This is a genomic window from Ancylobacter sp. WKF20, from assembly GCF_029760895.1.
GTDB lineage: Bacteria > Pseudomonadota > Alphaproteobacteria > Rhizobiales > Xanthobacteraceae > Ancylobacter.
Genome location: NZ_CP121679.1, coordinates 3,667,853 through 3,682,041 on the forward strand (window position 1 = coordinate 3,667,853; position 14,189 = coordinate 3,682,041).

The following is a 14,189-nucleotide window of genomic DNA, read 5'->3' on the forward strand; positions in this document are numbered from 1 at the left end:
GCGTCTTTCCCTACAGCGCTAGGACGCGGCGCGCGTGGCGCGCGCGGGCAATGCAGGCCAGCGAGGTGACGATGACCAGTGCCGCGAACACGCCGGGCGGGAAGATGTAGCGCGCATCCCCCGCCGGGGCGGCGACGAAGAGCAGTCCCAGAAAACCGAGCGTGCCGGCATAGAGCGCGAGCGGCAGTATTGCGCCCCGCCGGTCGATCCACAGCGCCGGCAGCAGGAAGAACAGGGCAAGCCCCGCCAGCACATAGCCACGCCGCCACGGCGCGTTGGCGCCCTCGACGATCATCTGGATGAGGCGGGCCGCGCGCTCGGGAAAGGCCAGGGTGAAGCCGTAGGGATTGTCGTCGATGCCGCCATGGGTCGGGTAATAGGTGACGGGGGTGTTGAGGCCCATCTGCTGCTCGAACACCGCAAGGCGGGTGGCGAGATAGCAGCCGGGATGCGCGACCAGAATCTCCCGCCAGCGCTGCTCGATGGCCGGCACGCTGCGCCACACATAGCGGGTGCCGAGGCGCTCATTCCATAGCGGCGTGTCGAAGGTCAGGTTGATATGGCGGGGATTGTACAGCGCCCGCAGCTCCTCCACCGTGAACGGGTCGCCGGGGGTGACGACATCGGTCAGCAGGGACTGCCCGGCGCAGACCGAGGTGCCGGCGATGTCCCACAGCTTGATGTTCGTCATCATCGGCGCGACCGACGGCAGCCGCTGGAGGTCCGGCAGGCGCCAGAGCGTGCTCGCATAGGCAAGAGCCAGCGTCACCACGATGCCGAGACCGGCCGCCGCCTGCTGCCGGCCGGTCGATGCGGGACCGGCGGGCCGCCAGACGACCAGCAGCATGAAGGGCAGCACCAGCGGCAGGGCGTTGTAGCGCAGTGCGATGGAGATGGTGACGCAGGCGAACAGCGCGAGGAATCTCGCCCAGGAGAAGCGGCGCGTGCCTGAGAGCCAAAGGGCGACCGCCATGACGGCGAAGGTGCCGACGGTCACGTCCTTCCACAGCACGATCAGGGCGCCGAGCAGCGTGGGAAACGCGACGAACAGGCCGAAGAACATCGCCATGAGCGGGACCGACACGGTGGCCGATGGCGCGAGATGGCGGATGATGAGGTTGGCCGAGAGGAACAGGGCGAAGGACTGGAAGAGCAGCAGCCCGCCGGGATTGCCGGGCAGGTGCCGGAAGATGAAGAACAGATAGTCATGCACGGGCGGCCATAGCGCCGTGTCGACCCCCTCAATGGACTGGCGGTAGGCATAGAGGCTGTCGAACGACATCAGCCCCGGCCAGACTGTGAAGGCGATAAAGGCGGTCGCGAGGCCCGCCAGCAGGAAGGCGGCCCATAGATCGGCCCGTCGGGCCTCGCCGGCGTCTGCCTCCGGCAGAGGCGCGCTCTCGGGCGCTGACATTGACGTGACCATCCGCTCTCCATCGGGAGGACCGCGCCGGCAGGGAGCGAATGAGACGCGCACCGTCGCGGTAGGCGGATGATGTTTCATATCCCGCCGCGGGAGGCAACGCGGCAGGGGCGCGGTAGGGGCTGGCACGCGGGCTCCGCGCCTTCATGAAAAAGCCGCCGGTCCTCGCGGATCGGCGGCTTGTCATTCAGGTTCCGCGCCTAGGGCACGGGGGCGAACATCGCTTCGCCCCCGCTCAATGGGCGCGGGCGAACATCTCGTTGAACGAGTAGCCCGAGCCGCGCACGGTGCGGATGGGGTCCGGCTGGCGCGGGCGATTGAGCGCCTTGCGCAGGCGGCCGACATGCACGTCGACCGTGCGCTCGTCGATATAGACGTCCTGGCCCCACACGCCATCGAGCAGTTGCTCGCGCGAATAGACCCGGCCGGGCGACTGCATGAGGAATTCGAGCAGCCGGAATTCGGTCGGGCCGAGATGCAGCTCGCGCCCGGCGCGGTGGACGCGCTTGGTCTCGCGGTCGAGCTCGATGTCGCCGGCGCGCAAGAGCGTCGAGACATGCTCGGGCTTGGCCCGGCGCAGCAGGGCCCGCACGCGGGCGACCAGCTCGGGCACCGAGAAGGGCTTCACCACATAGTCGTCGGCGCCGGTGGCGAGGCCGCGCACCCGCTCGGTCTCCTCGCCGCGGGCGGTGAGCATGAGAACGGGCATGCGCTCGGTCTCCGGCCGGGCCCGCAGGCGCCGGCACAGCTCGATGCCGGAGAGGCCCGGCAGCATCCAGTCGAGGATCAGGAGGTCCGGCACGCTCTCGCGCAGCCGGGTCTCCGCCTCGTCGCCGCGCCCCACGCTGTCGACGGCATAGCCTTCGGATTCGAGGTTGTAGCGCAGCAGGAGGGTGAGGGGCTCCTCATCCTCCACGATCAGAATATTGGTGGGCATGGCGTCATCCCCGGTCGTCGGTCACGCCGGCCTCAGGCCGGGAAGGGCAGCGAGGTGAGGCTGCTGGTATCCTGCTTCGGCCGCTCGTCGGTGAGCTGCTGACCGGTGGCGAGATAGTTCACGGTCTCGGCGATGTTGGTGGCGTGGTCGCCGATGCGCTCGATGTTCTTGGCGCAGAACAGCAGATGCGTGCACAGCGAGATGTTGCGCGGATCCTCCATCATATAGGTCAGGAGTTCGCGGAACAGCGAGGTGTAGAGGACGTCGATGTCGCCATCGCGGCGCCAGACTTCCAGCGCGCGGTCATTGTCGCGGCTGGCATAGGAGTCCAGCACCATCTTGAGTTGCTCCAGCACCATGCCGGACATGTGCTCGACGCCGCGCACCAGCTTCTGCGGGTGGAACTCGCCGGTCAGCGCCAGCACGCGCTTGGCGGTGTTCTTGGCGAGGTCGCCGATGCGCTCGAGGTCGTTGGCGATGCGCATGGCGGCCACGATCTCGCGCAGGTCGCCGGCCAGCGGCTGGCGGCGGGCGATGGTGAGGATGGCCTTTTCCTCGATCTCGCGCTGGAGCAGGTCGACCGGGCCGTCGAGCACGATCACCTTCTGGGCGAGCTCGGTGTCGCGCTTGACCAGCGCCTCGACCGAATCCGCGACGAGGCGCTCGGCCTGACCACCCATCTCCACCACGCGGCGGCTGAGTTCCTTGAGGTCGGCGTCGAAGGACGAAACGATATGTTCGGTCATGGGAGGCTCCTCTGCCGGCTCAGCCGAAGCGGCCGGTGATGTAGTCGCGGGTGCGGGCCTCGCGCGGATTGGTGAAGATCTCGTTCGACGCGGCGACCTCGATCAGCTCGCCGAGATAGAAGAAGGAGGTGATGTCGGCGCAGCGCGCCGCCTGCTGCATGTTGTGCGTCACGATGACGATGGTGAATTCCTGCTTCAGCTCGTCGATCAGGTCCTCGATCTTCGAGGTCGAGATCGGGTCGAGCGCCGAGGTGGGCTCGTCGAGCAGGATCACTTCCGGGCGCACGGCGATGGTGCGGGCGATGCACAGGCGCTGCTGCTGGCCGCCGGACATGCCGAGCGCGGAGGTGTGGAGACGGTCCTTGGTCTCCTCCCAGATCGCCGCCTTGCGCAGGCACCACTCCACGCGCTCGTCCATCTGCGCCTTGGAGAGCCGCTCATGCAGCTTCACGCCGAAGGCGATGTTGTCATAGATCGACATCGGGAAGGGCGTCGGCTTCTGGAACACCATGCCGATGCGCGAGCGCACCACGGTGGAGTCCAGCTCCTTGGAGAGCAGGTCGACGCCGTCGAACAGGATCTTCCCTTCCGCGCGCTGGCCCGGATAGAGCTGGTACATGCGGTTGAAGATGCGCAGCAGCGTGGACTTGCCGCAGCCCGAGGGGCCGATCATCGCGGTGACGCGCTTCTCGGGGATCTCGAAATTGATGTTCTTCAGGGCGTGGTTGTCGCCATAGAAGAAATTCAGCCCCTCGACCTTGAGCTTGGGCTCGGCGGACGGCGCGGTGGCGCGGTTCACGGCGGAGGCGATGTCGATCGACGTTTCAGCAGCGAAATTCATGGTCCGTCTCACTTCATCTTCGCCAGGACGAGGCGGGAAAGAATGTTCAGGGTCAGCACCCCGACGGTGATGATGAGCGCGCCGGCCCAGGCCAGGGCGACCCAGTCCTCGAAGGGGCTGGCGGCGTACTGATAGATGGCGATCGGCAGCGAGGCCATCGGCGCGTTGAGGCTGATCGACCAGCCATTATTGCCGAGCGAGGTGAACAGCAGCGGCGCGGTCTCGCCGGCGGCGCGGGCGACGGCCAGCAGGATGCCGGTGACGATGCCGGCGCGGGCCGCGCGCCAGGTGATGAAGGTCACGACCTTCCACTGCGGCGCGCCGAGCGCGAAGGCCGCCTCGCGCAGGCCGATCGGCACCAGGTTCAGCATGTCCTCGGTGGTGCGCACCACGACCGGGATGACCAGGATCGCCAGGGCGATCGAGCCGGCCCAGCCGGAGAAGCCACCGACCGGGACGACGAGGAGCTGGTAGACGAACAGGCCGATGAGGATCGAGGGCGCCGAGAGCAGCACGTCATTGACGAAGCGCACGGCGTTGGCGATCTGCGTGCCCCGGCCGTTCTCGGCGAGGAAGGTGCCGCACATCAGCCCGATCGGCGTGCCGATGACGAGGGCGACGCCGATCTGGATCAGCGAGCCGACGATGGCGTTGAGCAGGCCACCGCCCGCGCCGGGCGGCGCGGTGATCTTGGTGAAGACGTGCGGGCCGAGCGCGGGCAGGCCGCGCGAGAGCAGGGTCCACAGGATCCAGGCGAGCAGCACCAGCGACAGGGCGGCAAAGCCGGTGGAGATGGCCTTGACCGTGTAGTCGGTGGCGCGACGGCGGGCGAGCGATGACATCGGCGTTCCCTCAGCCCTTGAGTTTCGAGCGGACCAGCAGGCGCGAGAGCGCCAGCACGATGAAGGAGATGACGAACAGGATGAAACCGAGCTCCAGCAGCGCCTGCAGCTTCAGCGAGCCCTGCGAGGCTTCCGGGAACTCGTTGGCGATGGTCGAGGCGATGGTGGCGCCAGGGGCGAAGAGCGAGGCGCTCATGCGCGTGGCGTTGCCGATGACGAAGGTCACGGCCATCGTCTCGCCCAGCGCGCGGCCGAGGCCCAGCATCACCGCGCCGACCATGGCGGCACGGCCATAGGGCACCGAGACGTTGCGGTAGACCTCATAGGTGGTGGCACCGACGCCATAGGCCGATTCCTTGATCATCGGCGGCACCGATTCCAGCACCTCGACGAACATGGCGGTGATGAAGGGCAGGATCATCAGCGCGAGGATCAGGCCGGCGGTCAGCATGCCGGCGCCGAGCGGCGGGCCCTGGAACAGCGCGCCGATGAACGGGATGGGGCTGAGCAGTTCGATCAGCGGCGGCTGCACATAGGCGGCCATCAGCGGCACGACGATGAAGAAGCCCCACATGCCATAGATGATGGAGGGGATCGCGGCCAGAAGCTGGACGGCGACGCCGATCGGCCGGCGCAGCGGGCCGGGCGCGATCTCGGTCAGGAAGAAGGCGATGCCGAAGGACAGCGGCAGCGCCACGATGACGGCGATGACGGCGCTGAACAGCGTGCCCGACACCATGACGCCGGCGCCGAAACGCTCGGTCACCGGGTTCCACGAGGTCGACCACAGGAAGCTGATGCCGAATTCCTTCAGCGCGGGCAGCCCGCCCTCGAACAGCATGGCGATGATGAGGCCGAGCAGGATCAGCACGAAGATCCCGCTGGCCCAGAGCAGGGCGACGAAGATCGGATCGCTGATGCGGCCGGTCGGCTTGTGTGCGGTGGCGATGACCGAACTCGCCTGCGTTCCGGTGAGAGTGGCGTCCATGTTCCTGTGATCCTGACGGCGCCGGTGGGGGCCCCGCGGGCGACCTTTACGGCCGGCATCCGGGACCGGGCTCGGGCGGCCCGTATGTCGGGCGGGTGCTCGAAAAACGTGTCGGTTCGTCGGTTCGGGTCGTTGTCGGGCCGCCGTCGGAAGGCGGCGGTGCCGGGAGAGGCTGGTGAGCGCCTAGCACTGACACAAAAGGGGCGGCCGCCGCAACGGCCGCCCCTTCGGCAGGGATCGGGATCCGATCAGTTGGTCCAGACGGCCTTGCCGTCGGCCTTGACCTCGGCGGACCAGGCCTTCTTGATGTCGGTGACGACGGCGTCGGGAAGCGGGATGTAGTGCAGCTTCTCGGCGATGGCGTCGCCCTCGGCGGTGTAGGCCCAGTTGAAGAACTTGATGACGTCGGCCGACTGGGCGGCGTTGGTCGGGTTCTTCGGCAGCAGGATGTAGGTGGCGGAGGTGATCGGCCAGGCGCCCGGGCCGGCGGTGTCGATCATCGAGGCGGCGAAGTTCTTCGCGCCCTTCCAGTCGGCGGCGGCGGCGGCCTCGACGAACGCCTTGGTCTCGGGCTTCACGACCTTGCCGGCCTTGTTCACGAGATCGGCGGCCGAGAGCTTGTTGGCGGCGGCGTAGACGAACTCGACGTAGCCGAGGGCGCCCTTGGTGTTCTTCACGGTGCCAGCAATGCCTTCATTGCCCTTGGCGCCCGCGCCGGTCGGCCACTGGACGGAAGAAGCGGCGCCGACGTTCGACTTCCAGTCGCCGCTGGCGGCGGCGAGGTAGGAGGTGAACACGAAGGAGGTGCCCGACGAGTCCGAACGGTAGACCGGCACGATCGCCTGGTCGGGGAGCTTGGCGCCCTTGTTCAGCTCGGCGATCTTGGCGTCGTTCCACTTGGTGATCTTGCCCTGATAGATATCGGCAAGCACCGGGCCGGAGAGGACGAGGCTGTCCACGCCGTCGAGGTTGAAGATGGCGACGACCGAGCCGATCACGGTCGGGAACTGCAGCAGGTTGGCTTCGACCAGCTTGTCGTCCTTCATCGGCGCGTCGGAGGCGCCGAAATCGACGGTGCGGTTGACGATCTGGTTCTGACCGCCGCCGGAGCCGATCGACTGATAGTTCAGGCCCGTGCCGGTCTTCTCCTTATAGGCCGCAGCCCAGGCCTGATAGACCGGGGCGGGGAAGGACGCGCCAGCGCCGTTGATATCGGCCGCGAAGGCGGCGCCCGGCAGCGTGAGGCTGAGCGACAGCGCAGCGCCGAGGATGTGGGTGAGCTTCAAGGGTCTTCTCCTGATCTGGGAGACCAGCAGCACACGGGCCCTTGCCCGGTGCTCCGTTGGCCGGAGGCGGCGGAAATGGGTGACACGGGCTTATCTAACGTCCCGGCGCCACGGTTGTATGACGGGTGGGTGACGCCTTGATGACAGCCTAAGCTGTTGAATTATCGCGCGCTTTTGCGTCGGTCGCGGCGAGTGCGGCAAGCCGTACGGAAAAGGTCGAGCCCTCGCCCGGCGTGCTCTCGATACCGAGCCGTCCGCGGTGGCGCGCGACGATGTGCTTGACGATGGCGAGGCCCAGCCCCGTGCCGCCCTGCTCGCGCGAATGGGCGGTGTCCACGCGGTAGAAGCGCTCGGTGAGCCGCGGCACATGCTCGGGCGCGATGCCCGGGCCGAAATCACGCACCGCCACAAGGGCATCGCCCCCCTCGCGGGTGATGGTGACCTCCACCTTGCCGCCGGTCGCGCCATATTTCAGCGCGTTCTCGACGAGGTTCTCGAACACCCGGAACAGCTCGTCGCGGTCGCCCTTCACCGTCACCGGCGCGGCGGGATGGACGAAGGCGACCTCGACGCCGCGTTCGCGCCCGAGCGGGGCCAGCGTGTCGCGCACATGGCCGACAATGGCGACGAGGTCGATCTCGGTCTCCGGCCGCAAATGGGCGTTCAGCTCGATGCGCGAGAGCGAGAGCAGGTCGTCGATGAGCCGCGACATGCGGCGCGCCTGCTCGCCCATGATCTTTAGGAAGCGCTCGCGGGCGTTGGTGTCGTTGCGGGCCGGGCCCTGCAGCGTCTCGATGAAGCCGGAGAGCGAGGCGAGCGGGGTGCGCAGCTCGTGGCTGGCATTGGCGATGAAGTCGACGCGCATCTGCTCGATGCGGCGCTGCTGGGTGAGGTCGATGAAGCTCACCAGCACCGCGTCAGTGGCGCGCCGGTCGGCCCGCTCGCGGGTCTCGGCCGAGCGGATCGGCACGATGTCGGCGCGCAGCCAGCGGTCGATCGGCACGCGCTCGGCGAATTCGATGCGGCGCGGCTGGCCGTCGGCGGCGGCGGCGCGGATCGCCTCCAGCACTTCCGGCACGCGCACGGCGAAGGAGACGGGATCGCCGACCCGGACGCTGGCGACGATGCCGGTGGCGCGGGCATTGGCGACCAGCACCGTGCCGCGCGGATCGAGCAGCAGGGCCGCCTCGGGCAGTGCGCGCACCAGCGCGGTCAGGCGCTCCTCGCCGGCGCCGAGGCGCAGCGGGCGGGGTTCGCCTTGCGTCGTGAGCCGCGCGAGGGCGGCGGCCACGGGGCGACGCGGGCCGGGCAGGAGGGCGCCGGCGAGCACCAGCGCGCCGATTATCAGGGCGGGTGTCGGCGCTATAGCATCCATCCACACCGCCCCGGCGAGCCCCAGCGCGGCCGCGCCCAGCGTGCCGCGCGCGCCGGCGAGGCGCCCGCCGAGCGTGTCTTCGGCGGTGGACGCGGGAGCGTGAGATGCGGGTTCGCTGGCCATGCTGACCGTTTCCTGAGAGCGGGGGAATTCGCTATGCTTGCCGCCCGATACGGAATCGGTCCCCGCGCGAGCATGAACGAGACCGCGCCTTATTGTACAGTTGCGAGGCTTCCATATGACGAAGAAGCCGGAAACGGCCGCCAAGGCTTCCCGGAGCGAGTCTTCCCGGAGCGAGTCGGCCTCGGCAAGCGGCTCCCGCAAGGCCGACAAGAAGGCTGACAAGAAGGCGGCCAAGGGCGCCGCCAAAGCCAACGGGACGGCGGCATCGGGCATCGACGGCGAGGAGAGCCGGCTCGCCCGCGCGCTCGCCACCTTCTCGGTGGACGCCCCCGAGCTGCCGGAGATCATCGACAGCCGCGCCTATGGCAGCGGCAACTACCCCTACACCGACCGGCCCAAGCGCGGCGTGTATGAGGAGGAGTTGCGCGCGCTGCAGATCGAGCTGCTCAAGGTGCAGGACTGGGTGAAGAAGTCGCGCGAGCGCATCGTCATCGTCTTTGAGGGGCGCGACGCCGCCGGCAAGGGCGGCACGATCCACCGTTTCGTGCAGCATCTCAACCCGCGCTATGTGCGGGTGGTCGCCCTCGACAAGCCGACCGAGATCGAGAGCGCGCAATGGTACTTTCAGCGTTATGTCGCGCACATGCCCTATAAGGGCGAGATCGTGATGTTCGACCGCTCCTGGTACAACCGCGCCGTGGTCGAACCTGTGATGGGCTATTGCACCCCCGCGCAGACGGCGCAGTTCCTCGACCAGGTGCCGATCTTCGAGAAGATGCTGGTGGATGACGGCATACGCCTGTTCAAGATCTGGCTCGATATCGGCCGGGAAATGCAGCTCAAGCGTCTGCATGCGCGGCACAAGGATCCGCTCAAGCAGTGGAAGCTCTCGCCGGTGGACCTCTCCGCGCCCTCGCGCTGGGACGCCATTTCGGCGGCGCGCAACGCCATGATTGAGGCGAGCCACAGCGCGGCCGCGCCGTGGACCGCCGTGCTCTCCAACGACAAGATGCGCGCCCGCCTGGGCGCCATCCGGCAGATCCTGTCGCATCTTCCCTATGAAGGGCGCGACGACCGCGTGGTCGGCGTGCCCGATCCGGCCATCGTGATGGATGGGCGGACCTTTCTGGAACGCCAGGCGTTCTGAGGTATTAAGGTCGGTATGACGGGCGGATTCGAGGACATGATGACGGCGCTGGAACGGGCACGGCACCATAGCCGAGGAGGCGCGGCGGCCCGGTGGGCGGCGTTGCCGGTCTGCGCCGTGCTGGCCTTCCTGCCCGTCCGGCCGGTGGGTGCAGGGCAGGCGACCGAACCCTTGCCACGCCCGCAGGTCGATTATCGTCTCACGGCCAAGGGCCCGCAGGACGCCCGGATGACGATCGCCCATAGCGGCGAACGCATGCGTGTCGAGCTCACGCAGGCCGACATGCCCGGCGACATGACCGGTATCGTCGATCTCGCCCGCAACCGCATGCTGATGCTGGTCGCCCTACCCGGCATGGGCAACCGGGCGTTCGATGTCGAATTGCCGGCCGATTTCGCCGCCTTCGATCCCGGCGGGCAAGGCACGCGGGGCGGCACGGAGAAGGTGGCGGGCGAGACCTGCCATGTCTGGCGCACCCGCGAGGACCGCACCGGCACGCCGGTCGAGGCCTGCATCACCGAGGACGGCATCGCGCTGCGGGCGAAGGCCGAGATCAGCGGCAAGCCGCGCGTGCTGTTCGAAGCCACCGAGGTCGTGCGCCAGCCGCTGGACGCGGCCTTGTTCGAGCTGCCGGCGGGCGTGAAGGTCACCCGCCTGCCCACCGGCATGCAGAGCATGATGCCCGGTTTGCCCAGCCTGCTGCGCTAGCGAGCGCGATCAGCCATTCAGCACGCGGCGTGGCGCGGGCTCGGCCGCCTCAGGTTCCAAAACCGGCGGCTCGGCCAGCGGATCGACCGATACGGCCGGCGGGGGAATGTGGCGCTTGCGCCGGCTCATCAGCACCTCGCGAATGCCGAGGATGATGAGGGCGAGCGCGAAGGGCGTCACATAATAGAGCAGGCGCAGCAGCAGCAGCGCGCCCAGCAGCGCCTCGGTCTCGAACTGCGACAGCGCCACCAGCATCGCCGCGTCGAACACGCCGAGCCCGCCCGGCGCGTGGCTGGCGAAGCCGAGCAGCGTCGCCGAGATGAAGACGACGCCGAGCGCGATCGGGTCGATATAGGGCGTCTGCGGCATCAGCACATACATCGCCGCCGCGCAGAAGGCCAAGTCGATGATGCCGATGCAGATCTGCAGCAGCGTCAGCTTCCAGCCGGGCAGCGTGACCGTCCAGTGGCCCTGCCCGACGCCGATGCGGCGCGGCTTGAGCCCCACCCAGACGACATAGGCGGCAAGGCCGGCCAGCAGGCCGAGGCCGATCAGCCGGTTGATCCAAGCCGGCAACTGGTCGACGGCGCTCGCCGCCCAGGGCTCGACGGTGATGCCGAGACCGAGCATGGCGATATTGCCGAGCCAGAAGGTGAGGCCGGTGACGAAGCAGAGCTTGGCCACATCCACCGCGCCGAGCCCGTGCGCCGAATAGATGCGGTAGCGCACCGTGCCGCCGGTGAAGGCGGAGAAGCCGATATTGTGGCCGATCGAGTAGGAGGTGAAGGAGGCGAGCGCCGCCGTGCGGTAGGGCACATGCGGCTTGCCGATGGTGCGCAGGGCGAACCAGTCATAGAAGGTCAGCGTGAAATAGGCCGCCGCTACGAACAGCGCGGCCAGCGCCACCCGCCACGGATCGGTGTCCGTGAGGGCGTCCAGCACCTCGGCCGGATGGATGTTGCGGAGCATCTCGTAGAGCACCACGGCGGCGATGCCGATGATGACGAGACTGGCGACCACGCCGAGCGTGTGCCAGCCCACATGCCCGCGCAGCCATCCAAGTATGGCCTTAAGCCCCTTCATCGCTCGCTCACCATCATCTTTGCCGCGTTCGTGGTGGTTGGCCGCAGCCCTATCAGACCCGAGGGCCGGGCGAAACCGCTTAGGCGCCCGGGCGGCGCATTACCGCATGTCGGCATGGGTGGGGGTGTGACAGCCACGCGGCGGCTGGCTTGTGCGCACAGATGGGGGCGGCGGCGTGGCGGCGCGCCCCCGCTCGCGCCAGCGTGATCGCCCAAGCCCGATGACGTCGCGCCGTATTGCTCCGTCTTGATGACCCCCGGCCTCACAAGCGGACGGGGTAGCCGATCTCGATGGTGCGCGGGCGCGGCAGCCCGAAGCGATCCACCGAGCGTTCGGCGTTGCGCGCCAGGAAGGCGAAGACATGGGCCAGCACGTCGCGCACGCCACGTATGTCTTCCGGCGGGATGATGCGCTCATGGCCGATGACATAGACCGCCTCGTCCGGGTCGATGCCCTGCGCGTAGAGCGCCGGGCCGAGCACCGCCGGCACGTCGATCGGCTGCATGTAGCCGAAGCGCACATCCACCCGCACATGGAACGGGTCGAGCGGCAGCACCCGCACGCGCTCGTCCACCGGAACGCGCGGGCGCGAGGCGATCCAGACCGACACGATGACGGATCGCTCGAACTGGACGTTGAGCAGGTCCGACACCCGCCCGAGCGCCACCGGCGTCACCGCCCCGCCGCGCGACAGGAAGATGGCGGTGCGCGGGCTGATCGCGCAGGCCGGCGGCCGGCCGCGGGCGACGAAGGCGTCGAGCGGCTCGGTGAAGCGGCGCTGCTGAATACCCAGCCCCTCCAGCCCGCGCCGCCACGACACCATGATGAGGAGCACGATGGCGGCGATGGTCACCGGCAGCCAGCCGCCATCATGCAGCTTGGTGAGGTTGGCGGCGGCGAAGGACAGGTCGATGACCAGAAGGCCGCCGGCGAGCACGATGAGCAGAGGCAGCGGCCAGTGCCAGCTGCGCCGCACATAGGCGACGAACAGGATGGTGGTCGAGACCATCGCCATCGCGACCGCGATGCCATAGGCCGAGGCGAGCCGGTCCGACGAGCCGAAGGAAATGACGATGAGCGCGCAGGCGATCATCATGATCCAGTTCAGCCGGCCGACATAGATGTGCTGGTCGTTGTGCTCGCTGGTGTAGCGGATGCGCATCGGCGGCAGGTAGCCCAGCTCTATGGCCTGCTTGGCCAGCGAGAACACGCCGGTGATGATGGCCTGCGAGGCGATCACCGTCGCCGCCGTGGCGAGGATCAGCAGCGGCACGTCGAACAAATCGGGCGACAGGTCGTAGAACGGGTTGCGCACCGCGTCGCGGTTCACCAGCACGATGGCGCCCTGGCCGTAATAGTTGAGCAGCAGGGCCGGCATGGCGACCAGGAGCCAGGCGCGGGTGATGACCTTGCGCCCGAAATGGCCGAGATCGGCATAGAGCGCCTCGCCGCCGGTGATGGCGAGGAAGGTGGCGCCCAGCACGGCGCCGGCGAACCAGATGTGATCGTTGAGCAGGGCGATGCCGTGGCGCGGATCGAGCGCCCACAGCACCTGCGGCGCCTGCAGAATGCCGTACACGCCGAGCGCCGCGAGCGAGCCGAACCAGAGCAGCATGACCGGCCCGTAGAAGGTGCCGATGCGCTCGGTGCCGGCCCGCTGCGAGAAGAACACCAGCAGGATCACCAGCACGGTGACGGCGACGATCCAGTGGTCGAGCGCGGGGGCGATGACCTCGAGCCCCTCGATGGCGGAGAGCACCGACATGGCCGGGGTCAGCACGCCGTCGCCGATCAGCATGGCGGCGCCGATCAGTCCGGCGACCAGCAGCAGCAGCCTCTTGCCGGTCGCGCTGCGGTGCAGGTCGAGCAGGGTGACGAGGGCGAGAATGCCGCCTTCGCCGTCATTGTCCGCCCGCAGCACCAGCGAGACATATTTGATCGAGATGGAAAGGATGATGGCCCAGGTAACCAGCGAGAGCAGGCCGAGCACCTCGGCATCCGTCACCGCCGCGCCGCCGACCGCGATCAGGCCCTGCTTGAAGGCGTAGAGCGGGCTGGTGCCGATATCGCCGAACACCACGCCCAGCGCGGCGAGCTCGGCGGCGAGCGGCAAGGCTCGCCCGGACGTCGCGCTGCGGCTAGCCATGATGGGGATGAGCCGCCCGTACGCGGACGCATACGTCCGACGCCGGGCGCGCAGCGCGGCCTTGCCGTCGGCGAACAGGGAATATCAGCGTCATGAGGCTCCGCAATCGCGCAGACCGGCCGGGGCACGGCAGCGCAGCATTACCCCGCTCTGGCCCGCGCGCCAAGGGGGAGCCGACTGCGGTGACCGTTCGATCGCGCGATCCCGGCGGACGGCGCGGCGCAACGGGTGGCCGCGACGGCTTCGTTGGCCGGTACGCCGGTGCGGGGGAGGCTGAGGGAGGAGGATTGGGGGGCGGAATTAACCCTCCTCCCTCGACCATCGGTGCCGGCTTCGATGAAGGCTTGCGGGGACCTTCAAGCCAGCGCCGCGGCTGAGCACTCTTCTACCCACGACGCGGGACGTCGGCAAGCAAAACTGAACGGTTTGGTCAAAAATTTCGACGGAGCCATCTGACGCTTGGGAGAAGGGGCGCTTCGTGGCATGGTGTCGCAATCGCACTTTGAACCTTTTTCCGGTTGTTTTGCGCCTAGTCAGGTCCGAC

The 14,189-nt window shown here is 68.2% G+C and carries 12 protein-coding genes; 2 read left to right on the forward strand and 10 right to left on the reverse strand.

Annotation, left to right across the window (positions count from 1 at the left end; all coding sequences use genetic code 11):
* Positions 1-10 precede the first annotated feature (10 nt).
* From AncyloWKF20_RS16910 to AncyloWKF20_RS16945, 8 genes are all read right to left on the reverse strand, one after another.
* A complete protein-coding gene (locus AncyloWKF20_RS16910) occupies positions 11-1,414 on the reverse strand; it encodes a hypothetical protein (protein ID WP_279315145.1) in 1,404 nt (467 codons plus the stop codon).
* A gap of 244 nt (positions 1,415-1,658) precedes the next feature.
* Positions 1,659-2,360: a phosphate regulon transcriptional regulator PhoB gene (gene phoB, locus AncyloWKF20_RS16915; RefSeq protein WP_279315146.1), complete on the reverse strand. Its 702-nt coding sequence runs from the start codon at positions 2,358-2,360 to the stop codon at positions 1,659-1,661.
* Between the two features lie 32 nt (positions 2,361-2,392).
* Entirely contained in the window at positions 2,393-3,106 is a 714-nt protein-coding gene (phoU, locus tag AncyloWKF20_RS16920) for a phosphate signaling complex protein PhoU (RefSeq protein ID WP_267584343.1), read from the reverse strand.
* A 19-nt stretch (positions 3,107-3,125) separates the two neighbouring features.
* Positions 3,126-3,947 (reverse strand): phosphate ABC transporter ATP-binding protein PstB, encoded by an 822-nt coding sequence (gene pstB, locus AncyloWKF20_RS16925; protein WP_279315147.1) that lies wholly within the window; start codon positions 3,945-3,947, stop codon positions 3,126-3,128.
* A gap of 8 nt (positions 3,948-3,955) precedes the next feature.
* Entirely contained in the window at positions 3,956-4,789 is an 834-nt protein-coding gene (gene pstA, locus AncyloWKF20_RS16930) for a phosphate ABC transporter permease PstA (protein WP_279315148.1), read from the reverse strand.
* Between the two features lie 10 nt (positions 4,790-4,799).
* Positions 4,800-5,777: a phosphate ABC transporter permease subunit PstC gene (pstC, locus tag AncyloWKF20_RS16935; RefSeq protein WP_279315149.1), complete on the reverse strand. Its 978-nt coding sequence runs from the start codon at positions 5,775-5,777 to the stop codon at positions 4,800-4,802.
* Positions 5,778-6,025: 248 nt separating this feature from the next.
* Positions 6,026-7,063, reverse strand: a complete 1,038-nt coding sequence (pstS, locus tag AncyloWKF20_RS16940; protein ID WP_279315150.1) for a phosphate ABC transporter substrate-binding protein PstS — start codon at positions 7,061-7,063, stop codon at positions 6,026-6,028.
* Between the two features lie 148 nt (positions 7,064-7,211).
* Positions 7,212-8,561, reverse strand: a complete 1,350-nt coding sequence (locus AncyloWKF20_RS16945) for an ATP-binding protein (protein WP_279315151.1) — start codon at positions 8,559-8,561, stop codon at positions 7,212-7,214.
* A 115-nt stretch (positions 8,562-8,676) separates the two neighbouring features.
* Between AncyloWKF20_RS16945 and ppk2 the strand changes: the two genes are divergently transcribed.
* Positions 8,677-9,708, forward strand: a complete 1,032-nt coding sequence (gene ppk2 / locus AncyloWKF20_RS16950) for a polyphosphate kinase 2 (RefSeq protein WP_279315152.1) — start codon at positions 8,677-8,679, stop codon at positions 9,706-9,708.
* 36 nt (positions 9,709-9,744) lie between these two features.
* Positions 9,745-10,416: a hypothetical protein gene (locus tag AncyloWKF20_RS16955; protein ID WP_279315153.1), complete on the forward strand. Its 672-nt coding sequence runs from the start codon at positions 9,745-9,747 to the stop codon at positions 10,414-10,416.
* A gap of 9 nt (positions 10,417-10,425) precedes the next feature.
* On the opposite strand, the gene AncyloWKF20_RS16960 is transcribed toward AncyloWKF20_RS16955, so the two are convergent.
* The gene (locus tag AncyloWKF20_RS16960) at positions 10,426-11,499 is read right to left on the reverse strand and encodes a UPF0104 family protein (RefSeq protein ID WP_279315154.1); all 1,074 of its coding nucleotides are present in this window, start codon (positions 11,497-11,499) and stop codon (positions 10,426-10,428) included.
* A gap of 262 nt (positions 11,500-11,761) precedes the next feature.
* Positions 11,762-13,645 carry a KUP/HAK/KT family potassium transporter gene (locus tag AncyloWKF20_RS16965; protein WP_279315155.1) on the reverse strand — a complete coding sequence of 628 codons (1,884 nt, stop codon included), beginning with the start codon at positions 13,643-13,645 and terminating at the stop codon, positions 11,762-11,764.
* Between the last annotated feature and the right edge of the window lie 544 nt (positions 13,646-14,189).

Coding starts and splice junctions, on each gene's coding strand:
- AncyloWKF20_RS16910 (WP_279315145.1), bottom strand. CDS start 1,414: ATGTCAGCGCCCGAGAGCGCGCCTCTGCCGGAGGCAGACGCCGGCGAG.
- phoB (WP_279315146.1), bottom strand. CDS start 2,360: ATGCCCACCAATATTCTGATCGTGGAGGATGAGGAGCCCCTCACCCTC.
- phoU (WP_267584343.1), bottom strand. CDS start 3,106: ATGACCGAACATATCGTTTCGTCCTTCGACGCCGACCTCAAGGAACTC.
- pstB (WP_279315147.1), bottom strand. CDS start 3,947: ATGAATTTCGCTGCTGAAACGTCGATCGACATCGCCTCCGCCGTGAAC.
- pstA (WP_279315148.1), bottom strand. CDS start 4,789: ATGTCATCGCTCGCCCGCCGTCGCGCCACCGACTACACGGTCAAGGCC.
- pstC (WP_279315149.1), bottom strand. CDS start 5,777: ATGGACGCCACTCTCACCGGAACGCAGGCGAGTTCGGTCATCGCCACC.
- AncyloWKF20_RS16945 (WP_279315151.1), bottom strand. CDS start 8,561: ATGGCCAGCGAACCCGCATCTCACGCTCCCGCGTCCACCGCCGAAGAC.
- ppk2 (WP_279315152.1), top strand. CDS start 8,677: ATGACGAAGAAGCCGGAAACGGCCGCCAAGGCTTCCCGGAGCGAGTCT.
- AncyloWKF20_RS16955 (WP_279315153.1), top strand. CDS start 9,745: ATGATGACGGCGCTGGAACGGGCACGGCACCATAGCCGAGGAGGCGCG.
- AncyloWKF20_RS16960 (WP_279315154.1), bottom strand. CDS start 11,499: ATGAAGGGGCTTAAGGCCATACTTGGATGGCTGCGCGGGCATGTGGGC.
- AncyloWKF20_RS16965 (WP_279315155.1), bottom strand. CDS start 13,645: ATGGCTAGCCGCAGCGCGACGTCCGGGCGAGCCTTGCCGCTCGCCGCC.